This is a genomic window from Rhizobium sp. Root274 (assembly GCF_001429245.1).
GTDB lineage: Bacteria > Pseudomonadota > Alphaproteobacteria > Rhizobiales > Rhizobiaceae > Allorhizobium.
Map to the genome: position 1 here is coordinate 736,377 of NZ_LMJE01000001.1, position 22,937 is coordinate 759,313.

The 22,937-nt window shown below is 61.3% G+C and carries 31 protein-coding genes; 14 read left to right on the forward strand and 17 right to left on the reverse strand.

Going from position 1 to position 22,937, the window contains the following annotated elements; translation table 11 throughout:
- Positions 1-152 precede the first annotated feature (152 nt).
- Both ASE36_RS03790 and ASE36_RS03795 read left to right on the forward strand, forming a co-directional pair.
- The gene (locus ASE36_RS03790) at positions 153-497 is read left to right on the forward strand and encodes an AbrB/MazE/SpoVT family DNA-binding domain-containing protein (RefSeq protein ID WP_062275717.1); all 345 of its coding nucleotides are present in this window, start codon (positions 153-155) and stop codon (positions 495-497) included.
- Entirely contained in the window at positions 491-874 is a 384-nt protein-coding gene (locus tag ASE36_RS03795) for a type II toxin-antitoxin system PemK/MazF family toxin (RefSeq protein ID WP_062275719.1), read from the forward strand. The genes ASE36_RS03790 and ASE36_RS03795 overlap by 7 nt, the downstream gene beginning before the upstream one ends.
- Positions 875-910: 36 nt before the next feature.
- Here the strand turns inward: ASE36_RS03795 and ASE36_RS03800 are convergent, their stop codons facing one another.
- Positions 911-1,516, reverse strand: a complete 606-nt coding sequence (locus ASE36_RS03800; protein WP_062275721.1) for a YqgE/AlgH family protein — start codon at positions 1,514-1,516, stop codon at positions 911-913.
- Between the two features lie 161 nt (positions 1,517-1,677).
- Here ASE36_RS03800 and ASE36_RS03805 point away from each other — a divergent pair, with 161 nt between their 5' ends.
- From ASE36_RS03805 to ASE36_RS03825, 6 genes are all read left to right on the forward strand, one after another.
- On the forward strand, positions 1,678-2,553 hold the full coding sequence (locus ASE36_RS03805; protein ID WP_062277994.1) for a protein-disulfide reductase DsbD domain-containing protein: 876 nt from the start codon (positions 1,678-1,680) through the stop codon (positions 2,551-2,553).
- A 70-nt stretch (positions 2,554-2,623) separates the two neighbouring features.
- Positions 2,624-3,109 carry a peroxiredoxin gene (locus ASE36_RS03810; protein WP_062277997.1) on the forward strand — a complete coding sequence of 162 codons (486 nt, stop codon included), beginning with the start codon at positions 2,624-2,626 and terminating at the stop codon, positions 3,107-3,109.
- A 438-nt stretch (positions 3,110-3,547) separates the two neighbouring features.
- Positions 3,548-3,670, forward strand: a complete 123-nt coding sequence (locus ASE36_RS23145; RefSeq protein ID WP_274533374.1) for a hypothetical protein — start codon at positions 3,548-3,550, stop codon at positions 3,668-3,670.
- On the forward strand, positions 3,667-4,422 hold the full coding sequence (locus ASE36_RS03815) for a metal ABC transporter ATP-binding protein (protein ID WP_062275725.1): 756 nt from the start codon (positions 3,667-3,669) through the stop codon (positions 4,420-4,422). The genes ASE36_RS23145 and ASE36_RS03815 overlap by 4 nt, the downstream gene beginning before the upstream one ends.
- Positions 4,419-5,291: a metal ABC transporter permease gene (locus ASE36_RS03820; protein ID WP_062275727.1), complete on the forward strand. Its 873-nt coding sequence runs from the start codon at positions 4,419-4,421 to the stop codon at positions 5,289-5,291. Before ASE36_RS03815 ends, ASE36_RS03820 begins: the two co-directional genes overlap by 4 nt.
- Before the next feature lie 40 nt (positions 5,292-5,331).
- Positions 5,332-6,231: a metal ABC transporter substrate-binding protein gene (locus ASE36_RS03825; protein WP_062275729.1), complete on the forward strand. Its 900-nt coding sequence runs from the start codon at positions 5,332-5,334 to the stop codon at positions 6,229-6,231.
- 58 nt (positions 6,232-6,289) lie between these two features.
- On the opposite strand, the gene ASE36_RS03830 is transcribed toward ASE36_RS03825, so the two are convergent.
- Positions 6,290-6,598, reverse strand: coding sequence for a Dabb family protein (locus ASE36_RS03830; RefSeq protein WP_062275731.1), 309 nt, complete (start codon positions 6,596-6,598; stop codon positions 6,290-6,292).
- 140 nt (positions 6,599-6,738) lie between these two features.
- Between ASE36_RS03830 and ASE36_RS03835 the strand changes: the two genes are divergently transcribed.
- Both ASE36_RS03835 and ASE36_RS03840 read left to right on the forward strand, forming a co-directional pair.
- Complete coding sequence (locus ASE36_RS03835) at positions 6,739-7,041, forward strand: hypothetical protein (protein ID WP_244474654.1); 303 nt, start codon at positions 6,739-6,741, stop codon at positions 7,039-7,041.
- An 11-nt stretch (positions 7,042-7,052) separates the two neighbouring features.
- On the forward strand, positions 7,053-7,556 hold the full coding sequence (locus tag ASE36_RS03840) for a hypothetical protein (RefSeq protein WP_062275733.1): 504 nt from the start codon (positions 7,053-7,055) through the stop codon (positions 7,554-7,556).
- Between the two features lie 8 nt (positions 7,557-7,564).
- Here the strand turns inward: ASE36_RS03840 and rnhA are convergent, their stop codons facing one another.
- From rnhA to ASE36_RS03860, 4 genes are all read right to left on the reverse strand, one after another.
- A complete protein-coding gene (gene rnhA, locus ASE36_RS03845) occupies positions 7,565-8,032 on the reverse strand; it encodes a ribonuclease HI (protein ID WP_062275735.1) in 468 nt (155 codons plus the stop codon).
- Positions 8,029-8,994, reverse strand: a complete 966-nt coding sequence (locus ASE36_RS03850; RefSeq protein ID WP_062275737.1) for a homoserine kinase — start codon at positions 8,992-8,994, stop codon at positions 8,029-8,031. Before ASE36_RS03850 ends, rnhA begins: the two co-directional genes overlap by 4 nt.
- A gap of 116 nt (positions 8,995-9,110) precedes the next feature.
- A complete protein-coding gene (locus ASE36_RS03855; protein WP_062275739.1) occupies positions 9,111-9,545 on the reverse strand; it encodes a type II toxin-antitoxin system HicB family antitoxin in 435 nt (144 codons plus the stop codon).
- Positions 9,546-9,549: 4 nt separating this feature from the next.
- A complete protein-coding gene (locus ASE36_RS03860; protein ID WP_062275742.1) occupies positions 9,550-9,738 on the reverse strand; it encodes a type II toxin-antitoxin system HicA family toxin in 189 nt (62 codons plus the stop codon).
- A gap of 123 nt (positions 9,739-9,861) precedes the next feature.
- On the opposite strand from ASE36_RS03860, the gene ASE36_RS03865 reads away from it, so the two are divergent.
- Entirely contained in the window at positions 9,862-11,595 is a 1,734-nt protein-coding gene (locus tag ASE36_RS03865) for a putative bifunctional diguanylate cyclase/phosphodiesterase (RefSeq protein WP_244474655.1), read from the forward strand.
- A 75-nt stretch (positions 11,596-11,670) separates the two neighbouring features.
- On the opposite strand, the gene ASE36_RS03870 is transcribed toward ASE36_RS03865, so the two are convergent.
- From ASE36_RS03870 to coxB, 11 genes are all read right to left on the reverse strand, one after another.
- Positions 11,671-11,958 (reverse strand): hypothetical protein, encoded by a 288-nt coding sequence (locus ASE36_RS03870; protein ID WP_062275744.1) that lies wholly within the window; start codon positions 11,956-11,958, stop codon positions 11,671-11,673.
- A 37-nt stretch (positions 11,959-11,995) separates the two neighbouring features.
- Entirely contained in the window at positions 11,996-12,994 is a 999-nt protein-coding gene (gene ispH, locus ASE36_RS03875) for a 4-hydroxy-3-methylbut-2-enyl diphosphate reductase (RefSeq protein WP_413813644.1), read from the reverse strand.
- Between the two features lie 11 nt (positions 12,995-13,005).
- On the reverse strand, positions 13,006-13,371 hold the full coding sequence (locus ASE36_RS03880; RefSeq protein ID WP_062275748.1) for a DUF1304 domain-containing protein: 366 nt from the start codon (positions 13,369-13,371) through the stop codon (positions 13,006-13,008).
- A 72-nt stretch (positions 13,372-13,443) separates the two neighbouring features.
- On the reverse strand, positions 13,444-14,196 hold the full coding sequence (locus ASE36_RS03885) for an SURF1 family protein (protein ID WP_244474656.1): 753 nt from the start codon (positions 14,194-14,196) through the stop codon (positions 13,444-13,446).
- Positions 14,189-14,572: a DUF983 domain-containing protein gene (locus tag ASE36_RS03890; protein WP_062275752.1), complete on the reverse strand. Its 384-nt coding sequence runs from the start codon at positions 14,570-14,572 to the stop codon at positions 14,189-14,191. Before ASE36_RS03890 ends, ASE36_RS03885 begins: the two co-directional genes overlap by 8 nt.
- Before the next feature lie 157 nt (positions 14,573-14,729).
- Complete coding sequence (locus ASE36_RS03895) at positions 14,730-15,608, reverse strand: cytochrome c oxidase subunit 3 (protein ID WP_062275755.1); 879 nt, start codon at positions 15,606-15,608, stop codon at positions 14,730-14,732.
- 55 nt (positions 15,609-15,663) lie between these two features.
- Positions 15,664-16,290, reverse strand: coding sequence for a cytochrome c oxidase assembly protein (locus ASE36_RS03900; protein WP_082510813.1), 627 nt, complete (start codon positions 16,288-16,290; stop codon positions 15,664-15,666).
- A gap of 5 nt (positions 16,291-16,295) precedes the next feature.
- Positions 16,296-16,439: a hypothetical protein gene (locus ASE36_RS22840; RefSeq protein WP_062275756.1), complete on the reverse strand. Its 144-nt coding sequence runs from the start codon at positions 16,437-16,439 to the stop codon at positions 16,296-16,298.
- The gene (locus ASE36_RS03910; RefSeq protein WP_062275758.1) at positions 16,439-17,395 is read right to left on the reverse strand and encodes a heme o synthase; all 957 of its coding nucleotides are present in this window, start codon (positions 17,393-17,395) and stop codon (positions 16,439-16,441) included. Before ASE36_RS03910 ends, ASE36_RS22840 begins: the two co-directional genes overlap by 1 nt.
- Positions 17,396-17,485: 90 nt before the next feature.
- Positions 17,486-19,153, reverse strand: a complete 1,668-nt coding sequence (ctaD, locus tag ASE36_RS03915; protein WP_062275759.1) for a cytochrome c oxidase subunit I — start codon at positions 19,151-19,153, stop codon at positions 17,486-17,488.
- A 14-nt stretch (positions 19,154-19,167) separates the two neighbouring features.
- Positions 19,168-20,052: a cytochrome c oxidase subunit II gene (gene coxB, locus ASE36_RS03920; protein WP_062275761.1), complete on the reverse strand. Its 885-nt coding sequence runs from the start codon at positions 20,050-20,052 to the stop codon at positions 19,168-19,170.
- A 327-nt stretch (positions 20,053-20,379) separates the two neighbouring features.
- Here coxB and ASE36_RS03925 point away from each other — a divergent pair, with 327 nt between their 5' ends.
- The 3 genes from ASE36_RS03925 to ASE36_RS03935 all read left to right on the forward strand — a co-directional run bounded on the left by ASE36_RS03925 (position 20,380) and on the right by ASE36_RS03935 (position 22,864).
- Positions 20,380-20,913, forward strand: a complete 534-nt coding sequence (locus tag ASE36_RS03925; protein ID WP_062275763.1) for an invasion associated locus B family protein — start codon at positions 20,380-20,382, stop codon at positions 20,911-20,913.
- 104 nt (positions 20,914-21,017) lie between these two features.
- On the forward strand, positions 21,018-22,433 hold the full coding sequence (gene tldD, locus ASE36_RS03930) for a metalloprotease TldD (RefSeq protein WP_062275765.1): 1,416 nt from the start codon (positions 21,018-21,020) through the stop codon (positions 22,431-22,433).
- Positions 22,433-22,864: a bleomycin resistance protein gene (locus ASE36_RS03935; protein WP_062278005.1), complete on the forward strand. Its 432-nt coding sequence runs from the start codon at positions 22,433-22,435 to the stop codon at positions 22,862-22,864. The genes tldD and ASE36_RS03935 overlap by 1 nt, the downstream gene beginning before the upstream one ends.
- The last annotated feature ends 73 nt before the right edge of the window (positions 22,865-22,937 follow it).

The window sequence follows — 22,937 nt, forward strand, 5'->3', positions numbered from 1 at the left end:
CCGAACAAGGGAAACACTGACGGTTCACGGTAACGAGCGCAAGCAGGGACGTCTAACCTATCTTACGAAACACTGTCCATAAATGGCGCAACGCGTGAGACGGCTTTGCGTCACCAGCAGCCTTGTCCACGAACCCCGCAAATGTTATATAAATGTTCTACATCGGGGCCAATTATATGACGTCACGTAAAACGCAGTCCGCAGGTGGCTTTTCCACTCGATCCAAGCTGAAGAAGGCGGGGGGATCTTTAGTCCTAACTGTTCCAGCCGCTGCACGCAGCATGCTGGGATTGAGCGAAGGTCAAGAGATGATCGTTTCGGTCGTTGGGCAGCAAGTTATTGCGGAGCCGGTCGTGGTGGCTTCAAAAACCATCACGGTTCGTAAACCGAGATATACGCTGGATGAGTTGCTGGAAGGTTATGAAGCAGAAGTGCCACTGTCGTTAGAGGAGCGAGAGTGGATGGATGCGCCTCCCGTAGGAAATGAGACTTGGTAAGGCCGAACGTTCCCACTGCCGGCGAAATTTGGTGGCTCGACATGCATCCGTCGGCAGGAAAAGAGCAGCGTGGCCGGCATGCCGGCCTGATCATATCCGCTTTCAGATTTAACATGATGACGGGCTTCGCGTTCATTGCACCGATCACCACAGTTGGGACAGCCTCGCGGTTCAACGGGTTTGCGGTACCACTGATCGGCACCGGAACCAGTGTGACAGGTGTCATCCAGGTGGATCAGGTCAAGTCGATGGACTGGCGCAACAGAAATGCCGAGAAGTCTAAAGATCGGATCCCCGACGACCTCATGGCTGAAGTTCTCGAACGCTTTGCACCAATCTTCGGTCTTTTCTTCATCGGGCAAAACGAAGGCGAATAGCCGAGCGTCTGTCGCTCGTGAGGAGGGCCGCGCCTCTCACGCGTGCCCCGCATCCATCGACAGCATGGCCGGGTTGATGCCCATCAGCGCCAGCGCGCGTTCATATTTGTTGTCGAGGCTGCGGTCGAAGATCAGGTCTTCGGTGGCGGCGCAGTTGAGCCAGCCGTTCTGGGCGATTTCCTCTTCGAGCTGGCCCGGACCCCAGCCGGCATAGCCGAGCAGCATGGTGGCATGGCGCGGGCCGCGCCCGTCGGAAATGGCGCGGACGATATCGAGCGTGGCGGTGAGCGAAATGTCGTCGCTGACTGGAATGGAGCTATCGGAGAGATAATCGTCGGAATGCAGCACGAAGCCGCGGTTCTGTTCGACCGGGCCGCCGCATTGGATGGGGAAATGGCGGGCGTGATCGGGCAGCATGATCGCGTCGTTGCGATCGATCAATTCGAGATGCAGCAGGAGGTCGGCGAAGGTCACCGATTGCGAGCGGTTGATGATGAAACCCATGGCGCCGGCATCGGAATGGGCGCAGATATAGACGACCGCGCGGGCAAAATTGCCGTCTGCCATGCCCGGCATGGCGATCAGCAACTGACCGTCCAGAAAGCCGCGCTCTCTCAAGGATGTCTTCGACGACAATGCCATGCCTGCCTCCTCGGTCTGCCTTGCGGCCATCGATGTGATGCGTGGTTCAGGTTGGTCCCTCACCCAAGATGGGGCAGAAGGCGGTTGTGATCAACCCAAAATGATTGCGGTCGCTGAAGCGTGACTGGCATCGCCCCCTCCGATCGCCTAGAGAAATGGGCATGATCCACCGTCTGCGCACCTCTCCCCTTCCCCCCCGACACGCCTTTCAGCGGGCCTTGCTCGCCCTGGTGACGGGTCTTGTTGTCCTGGCGCCGCTCTGTCTCGCTGCTTTTACCGGCGTCGCACAGGCCGCCAGCAGCGACTGGGCGGTGAATGAAGGCGGGCGCATGCGCCTTGTGCTTTTACCGGCGAAGGACGACGGGAGCCGCGAGGGGGTTTTGCTGGTCGAGCCGAAGACGGGCTGGATCACCTATTGGAAAGAGCCGGGTGATGTCGGCATTCCGCCGTCGATCACGCCTGCGCCCGGATCCAGCTTCACCGTCGCGCGTGTCGACTTCCCCGTGCCGACGCTTTTGTCCACAGGCGACATGCAGGATGTCGGCTATGACCACCCGGTGGCGCTGCCGCTGTCGCTTGCCAATGCAGGCGGCGACACGCCGTTCAAGATCTCTGCCTTTGTCGGCGTGTGCCAGAACATCTGCATTCCCTTTCAGGCAGATCTGACGGTCGATCCCGCTTCTCAAGTGGGGAGCGATCCGCAGGAGGTGGCGCTGGTCGAAGACGCCAAACGGCAATTGCCGCCCGGGCCGAGCGCGGACTTTCAGGTGACGGGCCATTTCATGCAACCAGATCTGAAGAGCCTTTCGGTGTCGCTGCGGCTGCCTTCCGGCGCCCCTGCCCCGCAGGTCATCGTCAGCGGGCCGGTTGGGCATGTTTATCTTGAGGGCACAGCCTCTGCAGGGGCCAAGGGCGAGACGCTCGTCACGGTGCCGATCGGCAAGCTGCCGAAGGGATATACGATGGCCGGCAAGCGCTGGGGCATTCTCGTGATGGCCGGTGACCGCGCCATGGAAACCACGCTTGCCTTTGATTGACCCGCTTCTATATTCGGCCGCGACGACGACCGGCACGCGGCCGGCGCGGTGAACAACGGGGATGAATTCGATGACCATTGCAATTGGCGACACGCTGCCCAAGGCGACCTTCAAGGAAAAGACGGCGGAGGGTGCCGTCGAGATCAGCACCGACGAGCTGTTTGCCGGCAAGAAGGTCGTTCTCTTCGCCGTGCCGGGCGCCTTTACGCCCACCTGCACACTCAACCACCTGCCCGGCTATCTCGAAAACCGCGATGCGCTGAAGGAACGTGGCGTCGACGACATCGCCGTCGTTTCCGTCAATGACTGGCATGTGATGGGCGCCTGGGCGCAGCATTCGGGCGGCATGGGCAAGATCCACTTCCTCGCCGACTGGGATGCCTCCTTCACCAAGGCCATGGGTCTCGACATGGACCTGTCGGCCGGCGCGCTCGGCGTACGCTCGAAGCGTTATTCGATGCTGGTCGAGGACGGCGTGGTGAAGAGCCTCAACATCGAGGAAAGCCCCGGCCAGGCGACCGTTTCGTCTGCGGCCACGATGATCGAGCAGCTTTAATTCGTTTGGATTGCCGGGAGGTTCGGGGGTTTGGTACCTGTTATCCCCCTCTGGCCTGCCGGCCATCTCCCCCTCAAGGGGGGAGATTGGACCTCGCGAACCGGTTGCCGGGCGGGTAAGTTCTGACCCGAAGAGCTGACGTGGAAACCGACCGGTACCCCGTATGCGATCTCCCCCATTGAGGGGGAGATGCCTGGCAAGGCAGAGGGGGGTATCGTGAGCCCCGAGAGATGCTACTTGCTGGCTTTGCCGTCTCATGGGCAGAAGCGAAAAATGGCTTCGCTGCCCGGGCCCGCACTGCAAGGGCATCACCCTTTCCGACATCCTCTCAAGCTCTCCGGCGCTCCTCTCGTGCACAGCCAAGCCGCCACCTTGATTTCGCCACAATCTGGGCGTCCTTGATCTTCTGTAATGTTATTACATAATCACGGAAAGCCGATGGACGAACCTGCCATTCTTCCCAGCCTGCTCGCCCGCTCGGCACTGGCCCGCCTGTGTTTCGTCCTCCTGCTGATCGCGCTGATCTGGGCCGGCATCCAATGGGCAGTCGCCCTCCCATGAGCCTGATCCGCATCGACAATCTGACGCTGACCTATCAGCGACACCCGGCCGTTCATCATCTCTCCGGCGTGATCAAACAAGGAAGCCTCACGGCGATCGCCGGACCGAACGGGGCTGGCAAGTCCACGTTATTAAAGGCAATCATGGGCGAAATCCGCCCTGCCGAGGGCCGCATCCAGCATGCCCTCACCCCGCGGGATTTCGGCTATCTGCCGCAGGCGGCCGAGATCAACCGGCGCTTTCCGATCAGCGTGCTCGATACGGTGATGCTCGGTGCCTGGCGGCGCGTGGGCGCCTTCGGACGCATCGGGAAAGCGGAAATGGACAAGGCGCGTGAGGCGCTTTTAACCGTCGGTCTCGAAGGCTTCGAGCGGCGCGAGATCGGCTCGCTCTCGGCTGGACAGTTCCAGCGGGTGCTGTTTGCACGGCTTCTGCTGCAGGATGCGCAGGTGATCCTGCTCGACGAACCGTTTACCGCGATCGACGCGCGCACCACCCGCGACCTGATCGATCTCGTCGCCGGCTGGCATGGGGCGGGCCGCACTGTGATTGCGGTGCTGCATGATCTCGATCAGGTGCGCAACCATTTTCCCGAGACCTTGCTCTTGGCCCGCGAGTTGATCGACTGGGGGGCAACGGAAGAGGTGCTGACGCCAGCCAATCTGCTGTCAATGCGGCGCATGGCCGAACGCTGGGACGAGGATGCCGAGGTCTGCGAACCTGCCGACACGACCGGGAGGACGGCGGCATGAGCGTGTTCGATCTCTTGATTGCGCCCTTTGCCGATTACGGCTTCATGCGCCGCGCCCTGATGGCCGCCATCTGCCTCGGCTTCAGTGCCGGGCCAATCGGCGTGTTCCTGCTGCTTCGCCGGATGAGCCTGATGGGGGACGCGATGAGCCATGCAGTGCTGCCGGGGGCTGCCATCGGCTATCTCGTCGCCGGTTCGCTGTCGCTCACCGCCATGGGCATTGGCGGGCTGGTTGCGGGTCTGTCGGTCGCGGTGCTCTCCGGCCTCGTCAGCCGCTCGACCGTGCTGCAGGAGGATGCGAGTTTTGCCAGCTTCTATCTGGCGTCGCTCGCACTCGGCGTGCTGATCGTGTCGCTGCGCGGCTCGAATATCGACCTGCTGCATGTGCTGTTCGGCACCATCCTTGCCATCGACGCCCCGGCGCTGACGCTGATCGGTGCGATCAGCACGCTGACGCTGATTGCCTTGGCGCTGATCTACCGGCCGCTGGTGCTGGAATGCCTCGACCCCGGCTTTCTGCGCGCGGTCGGCGGCCGTGGCTCGCTCTACCACTTCGCCTTCCTGCTGCTCGTCGTGATCAACCTCGTCGCCAGCTTCCAGGCATTGGGCACGCTGATGGCAGTCGGACTGATGATGCTGCCGGCGGCGATTGCACAGCTCTGGGCGCGTACGCTGCCGGGTATGATGGCAGTCTCGGCCGTGACGGCGATCGTCTCCAGCTATATCGGCCTGATTGCCTCCTTCCATTTCGAACTCGCCTCCGGTCCGACGATCATCCTGACGGCAGCCTGTCTTTACGGGATCTCGATCCTCATTGCCCCGATGGGCATTGCCCGCCGCTTCTTCCCCCGGCCGCATCTCAAGGCTTGAGAGCGCGGCACCACACCGCCTGAACTCCAAGGAGTGTCTCATGATCCGCAAGCTCACCCTCCTCTCCGCCCTTCCCTTGATCGCGTCACTTTACGGTTCCACGGCGCTCGCCGGCGAACCGGTCAAGGTGGTCGCCTCCTTCACCGTGCTTGCCGATGTGGTGGCGCAGGTGGGTGGCGATCATGTCGCCGTCTCCAGCCTGGTCGGGCCCAATGGCGACCCGCATGAATTCGAGCCATCTCCATCAGACGCCAAGGCGCTGAAGGCCGCCAAGGTGACCTTCATCAGTGGCGAAGGGCTGGAAGGCTGGATGGAACGGCTGATTTCGGCTTCGGGCTATGAGGGCAAACCGGTGGTCGCTTCCGAGGGGATTGCGCTGCGCAGCATGGATGAGGACGGCAAGACCGTGACCGATCCGCATGTGTGGAACAGCCCCGTCAACGTGAAGGTCTGGGTCGACAATATCGAGGCAGCATTAGCAAAGGCCGACCCTGATGATGCTTCGGATTTCGCGGCCAATGCCAAGACCTACAAGGCGAAGCTTGATGCCATGGACGCCTATGCGCATGAGAAATTCGACGCGATCCCGCAAGCCAGCCGCAAGATCCTGACCAGCCATGACGCCTTCGGCTATCTCGGAAGGGACTATGGCGTGACATTCCTGTCACCGCTCGGACTTTCGACCGAAACCGAAGCCTCCGCCGCCGAGATCGCCCAGCTGATCGAGCAGATCAAAACAGAGCATGTGAAGACCTACTTCCTGGAGAACTCCAACGATCCGCGCCTAGTCGAGCAGATCGCCGGTGCGACCGGGGCGCAGTCGGGCGGTGAGCTTTATGTCGAGTCGCTGTCGGAGAAGGACGGCCCGGCGTCGACCTATGAGCAGATGTTCCGCTACAATGTCGACCAGCTTTCGGCCGCCATGGCAAAGTCGAGCTGATCGCAAGCCCTGCGACACATTGTCAGTAAGCCCTCCCCTTCGCGGGAGGGCTTTTTCGTCAATGGGCGAGGTCGAAGACCAGGATGCCTGCCAGGCCTCCATCGGTCGCATGCACGATGCGCTCGCCGACGGCGACATGCTGCGGGTGCTTCAGATAGTAGTCGCGGACCAGTTCATCCTCGAAGGTGACGATGAAGCCGTCATTGTAGCCGCCGCTCAGGCCCTCGGGCGAGACATTCGGCCCGAACTTCACCTCGAGCATGCCGGGCACGACATCCTTCAGCTCCGCAATCGCGGCATAGATCGCCTGCTTCTCGGCCTCCTGGACAGCGGCCTTGAAGCGCAGGAACACGCAGTGCTGGATCATGGATGTCTCCCGTGTGTTTCGTTTTGAGGCGAGCATAGGGGGAATGGGGGGATTGGCAAGGGTGCATCCGGGCAAGGCTCCGTTGCAAAACCAGCAGTTGCTGCCCATCATACTTCGTCACCGACTTCAGTGATAATTAGTTGTCATTTGACAACCGGTTCGTTCACCTTTATTTTGAGGAGGCGTTGTTGAGGCGCAGGCATCCGAACAAGGAGATCGAAGACGCCCTGCGGTACGCGGAATCACAGGGCTGGAGGATCGAGATCGGCGGCAGCCACGCCTGGGGACGGATCTACTGCCCCTACGACGACAAGACCTGCCGTTGTGGCGAGTTCTGTATCACGAGCGTCTGGAGCACGCCGGCTAATCCCACCAACCATGCACGGGCGCTCCGCCGCGTGGTGGATCGTTGCAGCCGGCGCCGGGACGAACGAAACGACTGAGGTTTTCCGAGATGACCGAATACGCCTTTGTCCTGAAGTACCGGCTCTCTCATGGGACGACCGGTGAGGCCGCTGTTGAGGCTCTGGGGGCGGCTGGCTGCACCGATGCGCTTGTGGGCATCGGCATTGCCGGGCGGCTCGCGCTTGAGTTCGATCGTGAAGCGGAGGACGCGCCGAGTGCGATCGCTAGCGCCATCGACGATACCGCACGCGCCCTGCCCCAAGCGGAGCTCATCGAAATCGGGCCCGATCTGGTCGGACTCACCGAAATTGCTGAACTGCTTGATGTCAGCCGGCAGAACATGCGCAAGCTGATGGTCGGCGCTCCCGGCTCGCCTTTACCCGCGCATGACAGTAGCACGACCCTGTGGCATCTCGCGGATGTGCTTGACTGGCTGGTCGCCGTCAAAGGCTACCGGATCGACCCAGAACTGCGCGAGACTGCACGTGCGGCGCGGAGCATCAATCTGGACCGACTGATTTTCCGCCACGCCAGCACTCTTGTCACCGCCTGAGCCCATCGTCACTTCACCAGCAGCGACTTACCGAAATTTGAGGTCTTGAACGGCTCCATGCCCTTGCGGGCGAGTTCGTCGGCGCGTTCGTTTTCCGGGTGGCCGGCATGGCCCTTGACCCAGTGCCACTTGACCTTGTGGCGCTGGTTGGCGGCATCGAGCGCCTGCCAGATTTCGCCGTTCTTGACCGGCTTCTTGTCGGCGGTCTTCCAACCGTTTTTCTTCCAGCCGAAGATCCACTTCGAGATGCCGTCCATCACATATTTGCTGTCGGTGTAGAGATCGACTTCGCAGGCATCCTTCAAGGCATTAAGCGCGCTGATGGCGGCGAGCAGTTCCATGCGGTTGTTGGTGGTGTTGGCTTCGCCGCCGCAGAGTTCCTTTTCGACGTCGCCATAGCGCAGCACCGCCCCCCAGCCGCCGGGGCCGGGATTGCCCGAGCAGGCGCCGTCGGTGAAGATGTCGACATGTTTCATGAAATCAGTCCGTATTCGGAGGCATTGGTGACGGCGCGGTGGAAGCGCAGTTTCTTCAGATATTCGAGCGGGTCCTTCTTCACCACCAGCGCGCCTTCCGGCGTTGTCAGCCAGTCATAGAGGCGGGTGAGGAAGAAGCGCAGGGCCGAGCCGCGGCAGAGTACGGGCAGGCTTGCGATCTCGTTCGCCGAGAGCGGACGCACCGAGAGATAGCCCTCGATCATCGCCTTGCCCTTGGTGATGTTGTAGGAGCCGTCCTTTTCGAAGCACCAGGCATTGAGGCAGATCGAGAGATCGTAGACGAGGAAGTCGTTGCAGGCGAAATAGAAGTCGATCAGGCCTGAAAGGTCGTCCCCGAGGAAGAAGACGTTGTCGGGGAAGAGGTCGGCATGGATGACGCCTGAGGGCAATTCCTTCGGCCAGTGGGCGGCGAGGAAATCGAGCTCGGCACCGATTTCGTCTTCCAGCCCGATCTCGACCTCATCGGCACGCGCCTCGGACTTTGCCCAGAGCGTCTGCCAGCCTTCAAGTGACAGCGCGTTGGGGCGAGTGAGTTCAAAGCCTTCACCGGCGACATGCATGCCGGCGAGAGCCTTGCCGACTTCACGGCAGTGCTGAGCCTCGGGCTTGCGCAGCCACATGCCTTCCAGAAAGGAGATGAGGGCAGCCGGCCTGCCGGAGAGTTCGCCGAGTAGAGCGCCATCCTTGCGCGGCAAAGGCAGCGGGCAGGACAGACCGCGTTCCGACAGATGATGCATCAGGCCGAGGAAGAAGGGCAGATCGCCCCGGTCGACACGCTTTTCGTAGAGCGTCAGGATCAGCGGCTGCTTCGTCGTGTGCAGCAGGAAATTGGTGTTCTCGACGCCTTCGGCGATGCCCTTGTAGGACAGAAGCTCGCCGGCATCATATTGGGCGAGGAAGGCCTTCAGGTCATGCTCGTTGATATCTGTATAGACTGCCACAGCTTCAGGTTCCGTGCCGCTTTGAGGATGAACCAAGTCCTATAACGGGTGGAACGCGCATGCCAGCCCCGCAGCGACACGGGGCACAGGAAATGGGGATAGGCGAGATGTCGCGATCACGCGGAGAGCGCATAGCCCCGGATATTGTTCGGGTTCTGGTCGTCCTTCATCTGCCGCTCCGCCGCCTGGGCAAGGAATCCAGAGCGTGTCAATCCATGCGCCTCAGCGTGCGAGTCGATGGCGCGCAGAAGGTCTTCCGCGATGGTAATGTTAACGCGGACTGCCTTCTTTGCCGGGCTTCGGAGCGGGATAAGAACGGCCACGGCATCGCTGTTTTCAGGATCAGACATGATCGCCTCTAGTGAAGACGGTTCCGGAATGGCCTCGCCATCCTCAATCATGCCTTCAACATGAAATGCCAGCGCTTCTTCGGCCATGCGCCGGGCGTCATCCAGATCCGTGCCGGCCGTTGCCACACCCGGGAAATCGGGAAAGGACACGCCATAATCGCTATCCGGGTCCTTATGGATTAGGCCAATGAAATTGTGCATGTGATCATCTCAGCTTCAGAGCGGACTGTTTTTCGACGTTCTTCAGTGTGCCGATCGGCAAGTCTCTTTTGGGATGCGGAACAGTGACGCGGCCAGGCTTCTTGTCATGTTTGAACTGAACATGGCTGCCCTTGGTGGAAACCTCGTACCACCCATCAGCCCTCAAAGCGGCAATGACGTCCGAGCTCCTCATGCGTCAGTTATACACACCCTATGCGCATAACTCAAGAAATTCCCCTCCCGTCTCTGCCCTGAACTTTACGCTTCCCTAATTGAGTTGCGGTAGCTTCATCTGAAACGATGATGGGACGGAAGCATGGACCTGCCGGAAAGCGCCTCCATGGCGCATGCCTTCACCGCTGCGATGAGTGTCGCCCTCATCATCGTGGATGGCCGTGGCGACATTCAGTTCGCCAATCCCGCCTTCTGCTCCCTGTTCGGCTATGAAGCCGATGAGATACGGGGGCGGCCGGTCACGATCATCATTCCTGAGCGTATGCGCGGTGCCCATACGGTCGGCATGTCCAATGTTGCGGCGGGGGCCAAGCCGGGTCTTGGCGGCAAGCCTGTCGAGGTCTCGGCGATCAAGAGCGATGGCACGGAGTTTCCCATCGAGATCACACTCTCCACCTGGAAGACCGAAAAGGGCTTTTGGGCGGGAGCCGCGATCAAGGACATTTCCGAGCGACGGGAGCGGGATGCAAAGCTGATGCGCCTTGCCTCTCACGACACGCTGACGGGACTGCAGAACCGGCACGAATTCATGAGCACGCTGGCACAGAAGCTCTCGTCGGGCATGGCCTGCAGTCTCTTTCTAATGGATCTCGACGGCTTCAAGGAAGTCAATGATACCCATGGCCATGTTGTCGGCGACAGTCTTCTGCAGGCGGTCGCCGTGCGCATTCCCTATTTGGTCGGAGACAGGGCGTCTGTCGGCCGGCTTGGCGGCGACGAGTTCGCCATCTGCTATGCCAATAACGGCGATCCGATGCTGGCCCAGAAAGAAGCCGCCGCCATTCTCGATGCCTTTCGCAAGCCGTTCAGCCTCGGCGGTCTGGATCTGGAACTGGGTGCCAGTATCGGGATCGCGATTGCGCCGCGGCATGGCAACGATGCCGACGAACTTCTGGCATCGGCCGATTTCGCACTTTATTGCGCCAAGGCCGCCGGAGGGCGGGCCTATCGCTTCTTCGAGCCGTCCATGCGCTCAGAGAGCCAGGCCAGACGCGCCACGCGCGACGACTTGCGGCGCGCCCTGCGGTCAGGTGAACTGGAGCTCTACTACCAGCCGCAAGTGGAACTCTCTACACGCCGTATCGTCGGCTTCGAGGCGCTGATCCGCTGGAACCATCCGACCCACGGGCTACTCCTGCCCGGCCGCTTCCTGCCGTCGCTGGAGCAGAGTTCCGTCGCGACCGAAATCGGCTGGTGGACCCTGGACGAAGCCTGCCGCATGGCCGCTCTCCTCAACGAGGGCGGCGAGGTCTGCAAGGTCGCCGTCAATCTCTTCGCCCAGCAATTTCGCGCGCCCAATCTGCGCGATCGTGTGGTGGAAGCGGTGACCCGGCATGGTCTTGCTCCGGCTTGCCTGGAACTTGAGGTGACCGAAGAGATCACGCTCAACGACAACGAAGCAAGTTTGCAAACGTTAAACGGAATCCGCGATATCGGCGTCGGCGTGGCCTTCGATGACTTCGGGACCGGCTATGCATCGCTATCGTCGCTGCAGCGCTTTCCCTTGAAGACGCTGAAAATCGACAAGGCCTTTATCCGGGACATCCAGACCTCGGCTTCCGATGCCGCCATCACGCGCGCACTCGTGGCGATGAGCCGCGAGATGGGGCTCGACACTGTGGCAGAGGGTATCGAAACCGAGGCCCAGGCGGCGGTGTTGCTCGCCATGGGATGCGATCAGGGCCAGGGCTATCTCTTCGGTCGGCCCATGCCGGCGCAAGATGCGCTTGAATTCTTCCGACAGGTGCAGGTGCGTTCGAACTCCGCACTGTCACCAACACTCTTGGTCGCGCAGGCTTCAAGCCGCAGCCGGTAACCACTGACTTTTACAGAACTGGCTGTCGAGGAGCGATAGCGAAAGGCAGCAAGGGGATGGCAGAGGCCAGCATTCCTATCGGAAGAATGCAGAATGGAGGCCCAAACCCACCAGCATCAATATCACTACCCAAGGACCAGTAATCATCACGCGGCGAAGCCACGGGCTGGACTTCCATACCGCTAAACTCGCTTTTCTAATCCGCGAATCTGCCTCACCAAGGGTCTCTCCAGGCTTTTCGAAGGGAACTGTGTTCCGGCTCACCTTTACGAAAAACAGGATGCCTGCCAGCCAGGCAGCAACGAATCCCGCCATCATCACGAGCAGATAAGACATGGCGAACAGTCGCGACCATTGACCCATGACGTTCAACTCCCGAAGGCCGATAGCTCGCCGCAGATCAGCCGTTGACCCAAGCCATATCCTCTCTCGTCAGTTCGACCTCGCGCAGTTCGCGGTTGACGAGGAAGTGCTCGTTTTCTTCGGCCGTGATCGCCAGTTCCACCTTGGCGTCAAAACGCTGGCGGAAGGCTTCGATGATTTCGTCGACGATGACTTCCGGGGCCGAGGCGCCGGCGGAGATGCCGAGTGTGCCGATGACGCCGACATCGTCCCAATCGATTTCAGAGGCGCGCTGGACGAGCATGGAGCGGGTGGCCCCGGCCCTCAGCGCCACTTCGACAAGACGCTTGGAGTTGGAGGAGTTGGGAGCGCCGACGACGATGAACAGGTCGCAGCCGGGCGCTGCCTGCTTGACGGCTTCCTGACGGTTGGTGGTGGCGTAGCAGATGCTGTCAGCCGAGGGGGCGGTCAGATTGGGGAAGCGCTCTATCAGCTTGGCGATCACACCGGCCGTGTCATCGACCGACAGCGTCGTCTGGGTCACGAAGCCGAGATTGTCGGGGTCTGCGGGGGTGTAGGCCGCGGCGTCTTCGACGGTTTCGACCAGCGAGACCGAGCCTTCCGGCAACTGGCCCATGGTGCCGATCACTTCCGGATGGCCGTTGTGGCCGATCAGGATGACGTGGCGGCCGAGGCGCTGGTGGCGCATGGCCTGCTTGTGGACCTTGGAGACAAGCGGACAGGTGGCGTCGAGATAGAAGAGATTGCGGCTCGTCGCATCCTCGGGCACCGATTTCGGCACGCCATGGGCGGAAAAGACCACCGGCTGCTGGCGGTGCTCGACCGGGATTTCGTCCAGTTCCTCGACGAAAATCGCGCCCTTGGCCTCCAACCCTTCCACGACATATCTGTTGTGAACGATCTCGTGGCGCACATAAACCGGAGCCCCGTAGCGCTTGAGCGCCAGAACGACGATCTGGATCGCGCGGTCGACGCCGGCGCAGAAGCCGCGCGGGCCGCAAAGCCTGATCGTCAGAGGAGGACGGTTTATGTGCATATTCATCGGGTTCAGCCAGCAATCAGGACAGCAACAAGAGCGAGCGCCGCGGGCAGAGCCTGAATGACAAAGATCTTCCGCGAGGCCGTCGCTCCACCATATAGGCCGGCAACCAGCACGCAGCCAAGGAAAAACACCTGGATTTGATAGCCGACGGCGAGATCGGGATGCAGCAGGCCCCAGACCAGGCCTGCGGCGAGGAAGCCGTTATAGAGGCCCTGGTTCGCCGCCATCACCTTGGTCGATTCCGCCTGCTCCGGCTTCAGGCCGAAGGCGCGACGACCGGTCGGCGTGGTCCAGAGGAACATTTCCAGGACGAGAATATAAATGTGCTCGAGCGCAACAAGCGCCACCAGTGTCGAAGCCAGATATGACATTCAGTTTCCCCCAAAGACAGCCGCGATTCCGGCTGCATGTGGAGCGTGTTTAACCGAAATTGCCCGGTGCCTCTACGCCGTTTTGCGCCGGAAGAACCCGGCAATGGTGACGGCGGCAAGCGCAAATGCCAGGCCATACCAGGTGATAGCATATTGCAGGTGACTGTTGGGCAGATCCACCTGAGTGACGCCCCCTTTCGGTAGGCCACCGGGAACAGGCGTTGCATCGGCATCGAGGAAGAAGGGCAGGACACGGTCTTCCGGCAGGCCGGTGGAGGCTGCCATGCGGGTCAGATCCTTCCAATAGAAGATATTGGTACCTTCGTTGTTATCAGGCACGAGCGACGATGGTTTCTCGTTGAGGCGTGCCCGGGCAAGGCCGGTCACTGTCTGCTCGCCCTCGATCAGGCTCTCCGACCGAGTCTTGGCATCCTTGCGGTCATAGGGGACGAAGCCCCTGTTGACGAAAAGGTAGCGGCCATCAGCCAGTTCTAGCGGGGTATAGAGATAGAAGCCAGCTTCACCGTCGAAGGTGGCCAGGAAGTGACGCTCCTTGTCGTGCAGGAAGTGGCCGGTGGCCGTGGCGTGGCGGTAGTCGATCTCTTCGCCGGCAGCAAGGCGCGCCTCGATCTCGGAGACACCGACGGCGGTAGCGTGGCTGCGCTCATCGATCGATGCAAGCAGGCTTTCCTTCCAGTGCAGGCGATTGACCTGCCAAGTGCCGAGCGACAGCAGGATCGCCATGGCAACCGGCACCAGCACGAGCCCCGCCCAGAAGCGCCAGCCCCGTCTCGTCTTGACCACTGCGCTTGTCTCGTCAACCACGGTCGATGACCCCGGGGGCGGCGTTGTGGCGGTATTGCAGGGCGATCAGCAAGGCCTTGAGCGTGCGCATCAGCCAGAGCGTCAGGCCGACGCCAAGAGGTGCGAAAACCAGGATGTGCAGCCAGACAGAGGGCTGGTAGGTGAGCTCGACCCAGACAGCGAAACCGACCACCAGAAGGTCAGCCAGCAGGATGACGAAGATCGCCGGGCCATCGCCAGCATCGATGAAGGAATAGTCGAGCCCGCAGGAGGCGCAGCGCTGCTTCGGCTTGGTCAGGCCGTCGAAGAGCTTGCCATTGCCGCAGCGCGGGCAGGACGCGGAGAGTGCCGCCTTCATCGGGTCGACAGGTGCATATTGTGCCTTGTCGTCGGTCATTTCAGTCCCTCCTTCGGGATATTTCAGCCTTAGGCCAACCCTTAGTGCAGGCCGGTGTTCCATCCCAGTGCCCGTGAGGTCGCAGGGCGCGCCGCAGGCGAAGGGAGAGGAACGAAAAAGGGCGGCTTGCGCCGCCCTTTAAAGCTTTTGCCCGTTATCAGCCGGCGTGCAGCGGTGCACCCCAATCGCCCCAGATGTAGATGGCGAAGAAGAGGAAGAGCCAGACGACGTCGACGAAGTGCCAGTACCAGGCAGCAGCCTCGAAGCCGAAATGCTGCTGCGGCGTGAAGTGACCGGCCAGCGCCCGGAACAGGCAGACGATCAGGAAGATCGTGCCGATCAGAACGTGGAAACCATGGAAGCCGGTCGCCATGAAGAAGGTCGCGCCATAGATCGAATTCTTGAAGTCGAACGGCGAGTGCATGTACTCGTAGGCCTGGACCGACGAGAACAGGATGCCGAGCAGGACCGTCAGAACGAGGCCGGAGACGACGCCCTTGCGGTCGTTGTGCAGCAGCGCATGGTGGGCCCAGGTGACGCAGGTGCCGGAGAGCAGCAGGATCACGGTGTTGTAGAGCGGCAGGTGCCAGGGATCGACAACCTCGATGCCCTTCGGCGGCCAGGTGCCACCGGTGAACTCGACGCGGCTCGCCTGGATCGCTTCATTGGCGAAGAGGCTGGCGTCGAAGAAGGCCCAGAACCAGGCGACGAAGAACATCACTTCCGAGGCGATGAACATGATCATGCCATAGCGCAGGTGAAGCGAAACGACGCGGGTATGGGCGCCGGCATGGGCTTCCTTGATCGTGTCTGCCCACCAGGCGAACATGGTGAAGAGCGTGATCGCGAGACCAATGAAGAACAGCCACGGATGCGCGAGTTCGAGACCGAACAGCTTGAACGAGCCGCCATGCAGATAGCGCATGTAGCCGACGCCGCCGAAGGTCAGGAGGAAGGCACCGATCGAGGCCAGGATCGGCCAGGGGCTCGGATCGATGATGTGGTAGTCGTGGTTCTTCTGGTGCGCTTCGGCCATTTCAGCAATCCCCGAATGTCAATTTCATTACGAGACCCGGCTTACCGGACCCCTCTCACAGTTTCGGCTGTTCCTTGCCCTCTCCCGCTTCCAGCGCTGCCACGGGCTTGTCGTCCTCGCGCGGATAGAAGGTGTAGGAAAGGGTTATCGTTCCGATGTCCTTGGTCTCTTCCGCATCAACGATGGCGGGGTCAACGAAGAAGACAACAGGCATTTCCAGTGTTTCGCCCGGCTGCAACGTGGTCTTGGTGAAGCAGAAGCACTGGACCTTGTTGAAATAGGCGCCGGCTTCGCCCGGAGAGACGTTGAACACGGCCTCGCCGGTAACCGGTTCGGCTGAATGATTGGTCGCGACGTAACGGATCTCGACGGTCTCGCCAATCTTCGGCGTGACCTTCTTGTCGATCGGCTTGAAATCCCAGTTCAGGCCGTTCGAGACATTGGCGTCGAAGGTGACGTTGATCGTCTTGTCCAGCACCACGTCGGACATTTGTTCGACGCGCTGCGTGGTACCACCGTAACCAGTGACCTTGCAGAACATCTGGTAGAGCGGGACGGCGGCATAGCTCATGCCGACCATGGCGCCGACAAACACCACACAGGCCGTTGCCACGCCGAAATCGCGGCGGCTGGCGCGGCGTTCGGTGGTCTTCGGGGTCTGGTTCAGCGGTGCGATGGTCATGTGTGTCAGCCCATCTTGCTGATCTTGATGATCTTGATGATCGTCACGACGTAGAAGATCACCACGAGAAGGGCGAGGACAACGCCGAGCGCGATGTTGCGGCCGCGGCGGGACTTCTTCTGGACGTCATTGAGCTCGATGGTTTCCATCAGGCGGCACCTCCGAGGGACAGGATTACGGGCGCGACATAGAGATCGACCATAAGGGCCGAGAAGATCGCAAAAAGATAGAAGATCGAATAGCCGAAAAGCTTCTTCGCCGGCACCATCTTCTCATCGCCGTCGGGCATACGCCAGACGGCGATGGAACAGTGGATGAAGACGGCGCCGAGCAGGGCGGCGACCAGGCCGTAGCCGATCGAGGAGAGACCGGTAAAGGTCGGCAGCACGCCGGTGATTGCGGTCAGAACGGCATAGACGGTGATCTGGCGCTTGGTCGAACCGACGCCGGCGACATTCGGCATCATCGGCACGCCGACGGCGCCGTATTCCTTCATCTTGAACAGCGCCAGCGCCCAGAAATGGGCAGGCGTCCAGAGGAAGATGATCATGAAGAGGATGAAGCTGTCGAGCGACACGCCGCCGGTGACGCAGGCCCAGCCGACCATGGGCGGGAAGGCGCCGGCCGCACCGCCGATGACGATGTTCTGCGGGGTCGAGCGCTTGAGCCACATCGTGTAGACGACGGCGTAGAAGAAGATGGTGAAGGCGAGCAGGCCAGCGGCAAACCAGTTGACGGCAAGGCCGAGGATGCTGACCGAAAAGACCGAGAGCACGAGGCCGAAGGCCAAGGCTTCATGCGGGGTGACACGGCCAGCCGGAACCGGACGGGTTGCCGTGCGCGACATGATGGCGTCGATATCGGCATCGTACCACATGTTGAGTGCGCCCGAAGCCCCTGCCCCGACCGCGATGCAGAGGATGGCGATAAAGCCGATGACCGGATTGATGGAGCCCGGCGCCAGCACGAGGCCGGCAAGCGCCGTAAAGACGACGAGCGACATGACGCGCGGCTTCAGAAGCGCGAAGAAATCGCGCGGGCCGGCTTCGGATAGGCGGATTTCGCCCTCGATGCCGAATACGTCGCGATTGTCGATGACTGTCATTCTGTTGCTTTCCGTCTTCCGACTGATCTTTCGGGCGCCGCAATCCCTTTGACTGCGGCGCCCGACTGTCTGGTGGCCTCGAAGATCTGCTTACTTGATCTTCGGGAGCTGTTCCCACTGGTGGTACGGCGGCGGCGAAGACAGCTGCCATTCCAGGGTGGTTGCACCCTCGCCCCACGGATTGTCACCTGCGACGCGCTTCTTGGCGAAGGCTTCGAAGACTCCGTAGAGGAAGACGAGCACTGCGAAGGCCGAGATGTAGGAGCCGATCGACGAGACATAGTTCCAGCCGGCGAATGCGTCCGGATAGTCGATGTAGCGGCGCGGCATGCCGGCGAGGCCGAGGAAGTGCTGCGGGAAGAAGACCATGTTGACGCCGACGAACATGATCCAGAAGTGCAGCTTGCCGACGAACTCGTTGTACATGTAGCCGGTCATCTTCGGGAACCAGTAGTACCAGCCGGCAAAGATGGCGAAGACGGCGCCGAGCGACAGAACGTAGTGGAAGTGAGCCACGACGTAATAGGTGTCATGCAGCGAGCGGTCGAGGCCGGCATTGGCGAGCTGAACGCCCGTGACGCCGCCGACGGTGAAGAGAAAGATGAAGCCGATCGCCCAGACCATCGGGGTCTTGAAGGTCAGCGAGCCACCCCACATCGTCGCGATCCAGGAGAAGATCTTGATGCCGGTCGGCACCGCGATGACCATGGTTGCGAAGAGGAAGTAACGCTGGGCGGCGAGCGACAGGCCGACCGTGTACATGTGGTGTGCCCACACGACGAAGCCGACGGCGCCGATGCCGACCATGGCGTAGGCCATGCCGAGGTAGCCGAAGACCGGCTTCTTCGAGAAGGTCGAGATGATGTGGCTGACGATGCCGAAGCCAGGCAGGATCAGGATGTACACTTCCGGGTGACCGAAGAACCAGAACAGGTGCTGGTATAGGATCGGGTCACCGCCGCCTTCCGGCGCGAAGAAGGTCGTGCCGAAGTTGCGGTCGGTCAGCAACATGGTGATGCCGCCGGCGAGAACGGGGAGCGACAGGAGCAGCAGGAAGGCCGTGACCAGAACGGCCCAGGCGAACAGCGGCATCTTGTGGATCGTCATGCCCGGAGCGCGCATGTTGAGGATGGTGGTGATGAAGTTGATCGCACCGAGGATCGAGGACGCACCCGAGACGTGGAGCGCGAAGATCGCCAGGTCGACCGCAGGTCCCGGCTGGCCGGATGTTGAGAGCGGCGGATACATGGTCCAGCCGCCACCGACGCCGTGGGCGCCTGCCGGGCCTTCGACGAACATCGACAGCACGAGCAGGAGGAAGGCCGGGACGATCAGCCAGAAGGAGATGTTGTTGAGGCGCGGGAAGGCCATGTCCGGAGCGCCGATCATGATCGGGATCATCCAGTTGGCGAAACCGCCAATCAGCGCCGGCATGACCATGAAGAAGATCATGATGAGCGCGTGCGCCGTCGTGAAGACATTATACATGTGCTTGCCGGCATCGATGGCGGAATCGCCTTGGGCGCCGTAGACCATGGAGGCCAGACCGTGGAAGATCTGGATGCCGGGCTCCTGGAGCTCCATGCGCATGGCAACCGACAAAGCACCACCGATGATACCCGCAATGATCGCGAAGATCAGGTAGAGCGTGCCGATGTCCTTGTGGTTGGTCGAAAACAACCAGCGAGCAGCAAAGCCCGGCTTATGGTCTTGATGCGCATCGTGCGCGTGGTCGTCGTGGGCAACAGAGCCGGCCATTGTCCTCACTCCTCTCAGTTCGTGATGTTTTCGGCGCTCTGGACGGTGGCCGGAGCCCCGTCGACAGCAGCCATCAGCGCCTTGTTGGCGCCAGCAAGGTCAGATGCCGCAGCCGAGAGCCAGGTCGAATACTGCTCCTCGGACACGACACGAATGGCGATCGGCATGAAGGAGTGATCCTTGCCGCACAACTCCGAACACTGACCGTAATAGAGGCCTTCGCGCTCGGCCTTGAACCAGGTCTCGTTCAGACGGCCAGGAATGGCGTCGATCTTGATACCGAAGGCGGGCATGGCGAAAGCGTGGATAACGTCGGTCGGGGCAGCCGTGACCAGCATGCGGACCGTCTTGCCGACGGGAACAACGACTTCGTTGTCGACGGCGAGGAGACGCGGGTAACGGGCGACATCTTCCTTGCCGGCTGCAGCGCGGTCGGCATCCTTCAGCATGTAGCTGTCGAAGGATACGGCCTGTTCGCCCTGGTATTCATAGGACCAGAGCCACTGGGTGGCGGTCGCCTTGACCGTCAGGTCAGGGTTTTCCGGCATCTTCAGCTGATAGGTCAAGAGGTTGAAAGACGGGATCGCGATTGCGAAGAGTATGAGAACCGGCGCCACGGTCCAGACGATTTCGATCGCCGTGTTGTGGCTGGTCTTGGACGGAACAGGGTTCGCGGCTGCGCGGAACTTCACCACGACCAGGATCAGAAGAACAAGGACGAAGATGGTGATCGGCACGATGAACCAGAGCGTGTATTGCTCAAACCAACGGTTCATTTCCATGACCGGGGTCGCTGCATCCTGCAGACCCATCTGCCACGGCCTCGGCTGATCGGCGAAGCTGGCAGAAGCGAAAAGCAGACAGACCAGAGCGGTCAAGGCTGCATAGGTTCTCTTCATCACGGTTGGTCTCCCACAAGCGCTTGATCCACATCAAACCATAGCGCAAAAATCATGCTAGTGTCGCCGTTTAAAATCACAGATCAGCCGCATTCGCAATACGCTGCGGCGAAAGCCGGTGCGGCATTTTGCTCTTCATCAATTGCGAGAGCGCTGGAACCACAGGCTTTTCCCCAACGGGTGGTGAAAGCAGCGCCAAATCCCCGCCAGAGGCACATGCCAAGTCCCAATTATGCCGTAGTCGGCCGTAAAACAGGCGTCGGGGCTTTGCATTTCCCCACCCGGACGACAAGAATGTCCGGGATGATTCGTTTTCCAGAGGTATTCATGGGTCTTCCTAGACGTGTCTGGTCCGGCCTTGCCGCATCCGCCGTATTGATCGGCGCGCTGGCCGGTCCGGCGCAGAGCCAGCAAACCCAGCAGCAGCAGCCGGGTTCCGTCCGGTCCAATCACGGGGCGTGGTCGGTGATCTGCGACAAGCCGGCAGGCGCCACGGCCGAACAATGCGCGTTGATGCAGAACGTGATTGCCGAAGACCGGCCTGAAGTGGGCCTCTCCGTCGTCGTTCTGAAGACCGCCGACCGCAAGGCGCGCATCCTGCGCATTCTGGCGCCGCTCGGCGTTCTCCTGAAAGACGGCATGGAGCTGTTCGTCGACGGCAATAATATCGGCCGCGCCTATTTCACCCGCTGCTTCTCCGAGGGCTGCTATGTCGAGGTCGAGATCGACGAGGAGCTGATGAAGATCCTGCGCGCCGGCAAGGCCGCAGTGTTCGCGCTGCGTGAGTCGGCCGATCAGGACCGCGTCGGCATCCCGATCGAACTCGCCGGCTTCGGCGAGGGCTATGACACGCTGCCGTGATCCTCGCCTGATCGTGACCCACTGATCCTTCGGGGCAAGTCCAACGGGCTTGCCCCTTTCTTATTGTCCCCCTACATGCAGAGGCACGTTCCAAGGAGACCCGCATGACCCAGGACCTTCTCTCCCTCTTCGACTGCGACGAGACCACGCTGACCCAGCGCGTTGCCGATGCGCTCAGAGGCGCTGACGACGGAGAGCTGTTTGTCGAGCATGCGCAGGCGGAATCGCTGACCTTCGACAATGGACGCTTGAAAGGCGGCTCATTTAATACAGACCAGGGTTTTGGTCTTCGCGCAGTCGCCGGTGAAGCGGTCGGTTATGCCCATGCGGGCGAACTGTCGCTTTCGGCGCTCTCCCGCGCAGCAGATGCCGTCGGTGCCGTGATGCACGGCCATTCCGGCTCCTATGCCGCCGCCCCGCAGCGGACGAATTCCAAGCTTTACGGCGACGGCAACCCGATCGGCTCGCCGACCTTCGAAGAAAAGGTGAAGCTGCTCTCCGAGATCGACGCCTATCTGCGTGACAAGGACCCGAAGGTGCGGCAGGTGACGGCAACGGTTGGCGCGAGCTGGCAGGTGGTCGAGATCCTGCGCGCGGATGGTCACCGGGTGCGTGACATCAGGCCGATGACCCGGATCAACATCTCCGTCATCACAGGCGAAGGCGACCGCCAGGAAAGCGGCTCCTTCGGCACCGGCGGGCGCATGGGTTTCAACGACTTCCTGACGCAAGAGAGCTGGCAGCGGGGCGCCGACGAGGCGCTGCGCCAGGCGCTGGTCAATCTCGAGGCGCAGGAAGCGCCGGCCGGCACCATGGACGTGGTCCTCGACAATGGCTGGCCGGGCGTGATGCTGCATGAGGCCGTGGGCCACGGGCTGGAAGGCGACTTCAACCGCAAGAAAACCTCGGCCTTTGCCGGCCTGATGGGCGAAATGGTCGCCGCCCCCGGCGTCACCGTCGTCGACGACGGGACGATCAATGACCGGCGCGGCTCGATCACCATCGATGACGAGGGCACGCCATCGGCCTATAACGTTCTGATCGAGAACGGAAAACTTGTCGGCTATATGCAGGACCGGCAGAATGCCCGCCTGATGGGCATGAAGGCGACCGGCAATGGGCGTCGCCAGGGTTATGCGCACCAGCCGATGCCGCGCATGACCAATACCTACATGCTCTCGGGCGACAAGACGCCGGAAGAGATCATCTCCTCCGTCAAGAAGGGCATTTACGCCGTCTCCTTCGGCGGCGGTCAGGTGGACATCACCTCGGGCAAATTCGTCTTCGGCTGCACCGAAGCCTATCTGATCGAGAACGGCAAGATCGGCGCGCCGGTGAAGGGTGCCATGCTGATCGGCAACGGGCCGGACGCCATGAAGCGCATCACCATGATCGGCAACGATACCAAGCTCGACACCGGGATCGGCAATTGCGGCAAGGCGGGCCAGTGGGTGCCGGTCGGCGTCGGCCAGCCGCACCTCCGGATGGACCAGATCACGGTGGGCGGGACCAAGGCTTGATCGGAAACGCGCTGGTTCCTGAACTCGGCGTCAGCGACTGGCGGGCGAGCCGCGCCTTCTATCTCGAGCTGATCGGCTTCGACGTCTCCTATGAGCGGCCGGACGAAGGCTTCAGCTATCTGGTGCTCGGGCAGGCGCAATTGATGATCGACCAGATCGGGCTTGGGCGCACGTTCAGAATCGAAGATGCACCGATCGAGCGGCCCTTCGGGCGTGGGCTAAACCTGCAGATCCGGGTGCCGAGCGTCAATGACATCCTCACCCGCCTCGCTGCGGCAGGGGTGCCGGTTTATCTGCCGCTCGAAGAGAAGTGGTATCGCCGGGATGAGCATGAGGTCGGCAATCGGCAATTCGTCGTGGCGGATCCGGATGGGTATCTGCTGAGGCTTTTCGAGGATCTTGGTCGGCGGGATGTTGCGACTGGGGGGTGACCACATCTATTGCACGACCGATTGGCAAGGCTTTGCGCCTGTGCGAGACTAGCTTCATTGAAATTGGTGGGAG

What these genes read in the sequence shown, in the direction of transcription:
- ispH (WP_413813644.1), bottom strand. Translation starts at nt 12,994, where the DNA reads ATGCACATAAACCGTCCTCCTCTGACGATCAGGCTTTGCGGCCCGCGC.
- ASE36_RS03800 (WP_062275721.1), bottom strand. Translation starts at nt 1,516, where the DNA reads ATGGCATTGTCGTCGAAGACATCCTTGAGAGAGCGCGGCTTTCTGGAC.
- ASE36_RS03865 (WP_244474655.1), top strand. Translation starts at nt 9,862, where the DNA reads ATGGACCTGCCGGAAAGCGCCTCCATGGCGCATGCCTTCACCGCTGCG.
- ASE36_RS03895 (WP_062275755.1), bottom strand. Translation starts at nt 15,608, where the DNA reads ATGGCCGAAGCGCACCAGAAGAACCACGACTACCACATCATCGATCCG.
- ASE36_RS03870 (WP_062275744.1), bottom strand. Translation starts at nt 11,958, where the DNA reads ATGGGTCAATGGTCGCGACTGTTCGCCATGTCTTATCTGCTCGTGATG.
- ASE36_RS23145 (WP_274533374.1), top strand. Translation starts at nt 3,548, where the DNA reads ATGGACGAACCTGCCATTCTTCCCAGCCTGCTCGCCCGCTCGGCACTG.
- ASE36_RS22840 (WP_062275756.1), bottom strand. Translation starts at nt 16,439, where the DNA reads ATGGAAACCATCGAGCTCAATGACGTCCAGAAGAAGTCCCGCCGCGGC.
- rnhA (WP_062275735.1), bottom strand. Translation starts at nt 8,032, where the DNA reads ATGAAACATGTCGACATCTTCACCGACGGCGCCTGCTCGGGCAATCCC.
- ASE36_RS03860 (WP_062275742.1), bottom strand. Translation starts at nt 9,738, where the DNA reads ATGAGGAGCTCGGACGTCATTGCCGCTTTGAGGGCTGATGGGTGGTAC.
- ASE36_RS03840 (WP_062275733.1), top strand. Translation starts at nt 7,053, where the DNA reads ATGACCGAATACGCCTTTGTCCTGAAGTACCGGCTCTCTCATGGGACG.
- ASE36_RS03890 (WP_062275752.1), bottom strand. Translation starts at nt 14,572, where the DNA reads ATGACCGACGACAAGGCACAATATGCACCTGTCGACCCGATGAAGGCG.
- ASE36_RS03820 (WP_062275727.1), top strand. Translation starts at nt 4,419, where the DNA reads ATGAGCGTGTTCGATCTCTTGATTGCGCCCTTTGCCGATTACGGCTTC.
- ASE36_RS03855 (WP_062275739.1), bottom strand. Translation starts at nt 9,545, where the DNA reads ATGCACAATTTCATTGGCCTAATCCATAAGGACCCGGATAGCGATTAT.
- ASE36_RS03910 (WP_062275758.1), bottom strand. Translation starts at nt 17,395, where the DNA reads ATGACAGTCATCGACAATCGCGACGTATTCGGCATCGAGGGCGAAATC.
- ASE36_RS03805 (WP_062277994.1), top strand. Translation starts at nt 1,678, where the DNA reads ATGATCCACCGTCTGCGCACCTCTCCCCTTCCCCCCCGACACGCCTTT.
- ctaD (WP_062275759.1), bottom strand. Translation starts at nt 19,153, where the DNA reads ATGGCCGGCTCTGTTGCCCACGACGACCACGCGCACGATGCGCATCAA.
- ASE36_RS03815 (WP_062275725.1), top strand. Translation starts at nt 3,667, where the DNA reads ATGAGCCTGATCCGCATCGACAATCTGACGCTGACCTATCAGCGACAC.
- ASE36_RS03880 (WP_062275748.1), bottom strand. Translation starts at nt 13,371, where the DNA reads ATGTCATATCTGGCTTCGACACTGGTGGCGCTTGTTGCGCTCGAGCAC.
- ASE36_RS03825 (WP_062275729.1), top strand. Translation starts at nt 5,332, where the DNA reads ATGATCCGCAAGCTCACCCTCCTCTCCGCCCTTCCCTTGATCGCGTCA.
- ASE36_RS03810 (WP_062277997.1), top strand. Translation starts at nt 2,624, where the DNA reads ATGACCATTGCAATTGGCGACACGCTGCCCAAGGCGACCTTCAAGGAA.
- coxB (WP_062275761.1), bottom strand. Translation starts at nt 20,052, where the DNA reads ATGAAGAGAACCTATGCAGCCTTGACCGCTCTGGTCTGTCTGCTTTTC.
- ASE36_RS03830 (WP_062275731.1), bottom strand. Translation starts at nt 6,598, where the DNA reads ATGATCCAGCACTGCGTGTTCCTGCGCTTCAAGGCCGCTGTCCAGGAG.
- ASE36_RS03925 (WP_062275763.1), top strand. Translation starts at nt 20,380, where the DNA reads ATGGGTCTTCCTAGACGTGTCTGGTCCGGCCTTGCCGCATCCGCCGTA.
- ASE36_RS03790 (WP_062275717.1), top strand. Translation starts at nt 153, where the DNA reads ATGTTCTACATCGGGGCCAATTATATGACGTCACGTAAAACGCAGTCC.
- tldD (WP_062275765.1), top strand. Translation starts at nt 21,018, where the DNA reads ATGACCCAGGACCTTCTCTCCCTCTTCGACTGCGACGAGACCACGCTG.
- ASE36_RS03900 (WP_082510813.1), bottom strand. Translation starts at nt 16,290, where the DNA reads ATGACCATCGCACCGCTGAACCAGACCCCGAAGACCACCGAACGCCGC.